At 65.5% G+C, this 2,202-nt stretch carries 3 protein-coding genes; all 3 read left to right on the forward strand.

What is annotated here, in order from left to right:
• Nucleotides 1-1,354, forward strand: a 1,354-nt coding sequence (locus WCB02_RS05230; RefSeq protein ID WP_423956776.1) for a YncE family protein, incomplete at its 5' end; no start/stop codon positions are given.
• A gap of 94 nt (nt 1,355-1,448) precedes the next feature.
• On the forward strand, nt 1,449-1,976 hold the full coding sequence (locus tag WCB02_RS05235) for an RNA polymerase sigma factor (protein WP_423956777.1): 528 nt from the start codon (nt 1,449-1,451) through the stop codon (nt 1,974-1,976).
• Nucleotides 1,973-2,202: anti-sigma factor family protein (locus WCB02_RS05240; RefSeq protein WP_423956778.1), on the forward strand; the 230-nt coding region annotated here is incomplete at its 3' end. The genes WCB02_RS05235 and WCB02_RS05240, both read left to right, overlap by 4 nt.

The following is a 2,202-nucleotide window of genomic DNA, read 5'->3' on the forward strand; positions in this document are numbered from 1 at the left end:
TCCGATCAGCCATCACGACCGCGACTACGCCGCGGAGCAGTTCTCGAACACGCTGTCGGTGACTGACCCCGTCGACAACAAGCTGCTCGGCGTGATCCGGCTCGGCGATCCCCAACCGGCGAACTTCAGTCCGCTCTACAAGGGCCAGGTGCTGGTCCATGGCCTCGGCTATTCGCCCGATCACCGCACGCTCGCGGTGGTGTCGATCGGATCCAATTCGGTGAGCTTCATCGATACCGCGACCAATGCCGTCAAGCACGTGACCTATGTCGGCCGCTCGCCGCACGAAGCCTTCTTCACGCCCGACGGCAAGGAAGTGTGGGTCACGGTCCGCGGCGAGAACTACATCTCGGTGATCGATCCGACCACGTTCACCGAGAAGACCCGCATCACGACGCCGGACGGTCCCGGCATGCAGATCTTCTCGTCCGACGGCAAATACGGCTACATCTGCTCGTCGTTCAATCCGGAGACCGACGTGGTGACGGTCGCCGACCACAAGATCATCGCGAAGGTGAAGCAGGACAGTCCGTTCTGTCCGAACATCGCCGCATCGCCGGACGGGCAGCAGGTGTGGTTCACGCTGAAGGACACCGGCAAGACGCAGGTGTTCAATGCCCAGCCGCCGTTCGACCTGCTCAAGACCCTCGATACCGGGCCGATCACCAATCACGTCAATTTCGCGCGCAACGCCAAGGGCAGCTTCGCCTATGTCACGGTCGGCGGGCTCAACGAGGTCAAGGTGTTCCGCACCGACGACTTTTCGCAGGTTGCCGCCATCCCGGTCGGCAAGCTGCCGCACGGCGTCTGGCCGTCGGGCGATGGCAGCCGCGTCTATGTCGGACTCGAGAACGACGACGCGCTCGCCGCGATCGACACCGCGACCAACCAGGTCATCGCCACCATTCCGATCGGCCAGGCCCCGCAGGCGATTGCCTATGTGCCGAATGCGGCGCCGAACCCGGATGACCGGCAGAACCTGCAAAGCCTCGGCGTCGCGGGCCAGGTCGCCGAGCTTGCGCTGGCGCCGAAGGCCTCCTCGAACGGCAAAGCGCCGACCAGCGTCTCGCTGTTCGATCAAGGGCTGATCCAGGTGCTGCAGGCCTCGGTCACCGGGCTCGCGCCGAAGCAGAAATACGTGCTGGCGCTGGCCCAGCAGTCGGACGGGAGCGGATCGCTGCAGCCGCTCGCGGCGTTCATGACGAATCCGGCCGGCTCGGCCATCGTCGATGCCACCGGCCCGATCCGTCAGATCGTGCAAAGCTCTGCAGCCGCCGAGCGGCGATATCTGGTGATCGCGCCCGGCGATGCCGCCAGCGTGGGCGAGCCGGTGCAGATCCAGACCACGCCATGATGCGGGCAGCCATGACGCAAGCAGCTATGACACAGGCAGCCTCGACACAGGCAGCTATGACACAGGCGGCCTCGGATGGCGCGGGGAGCCCGCCATGAACGACATGCTGCGTCAGGTCGAGCCGTTGATCCCGGCGTTGCGCCGCTACGCGCGGGCGCTGGTCCGCAATCCGGCGGCGGCCGACGATCTGGTGCAGGACTGCCTGGAGCGGGCAGTCAGCCGCTGGCAGCAGCGGCGCGACGCCGATGCCCGCGCCTGGCTTTTCACCATTCTGCATCACCTCGCCATCAATCAGTTTCGCCGCGCGGCGGCGCGCGGCCGGCATGTCACGATCGACGAGACCAATGAGAATGATTTCGGGCAGGACGCCGTACAGGAGCAGAAGCTGATGTACCAGGATGTGCTGAACAGGCTTGCACGGCTGCCGGAGGACCAGCGCGCCGTGCTGCTATTGGTCGCGGTCGAGGACTTGTCCTATGCCGACGCCGCGAAAGTCCTCGATATTCCGATCGGCACGGTGATGTCGCGACTGTCGCGGGCGCGGGAAAGATTGCAGCAGGAGATCGACGGCACCGCTGACGCGGCGTCGAACAAGGTCGTGCAGCTACGGAGCACAAAATGAGCCATCGGCCGATCACGGAGGACGATCTGCACGCCTATGTGGATCGCGTTCTCGCACCGGAGCGGCAGGCCGACGTCGCCGCCTATCTCGAAGCTCATGCGGAGGTCGCCGAACGCGTCGCCGGCTTCGCCGAACAACGCGAGCTGTTGCGCGTTGCGCTGGCGCCGGTCGCGGACGAGCCGCTGCCGCCCGAGCTCAATCTGGAGCGGATCATTGAGACCGAGAG

The sequence above is a fragment of the Bradyrhizobium sp. genome (genome assembly GCF_049581145.1).
Classification (GTDB): domain Bacteria; phylum Pseudomonadota; class Alphaproteobacteria; order Rhizobiales; family Xanthobacteraceae; genus Bradyrhizobium.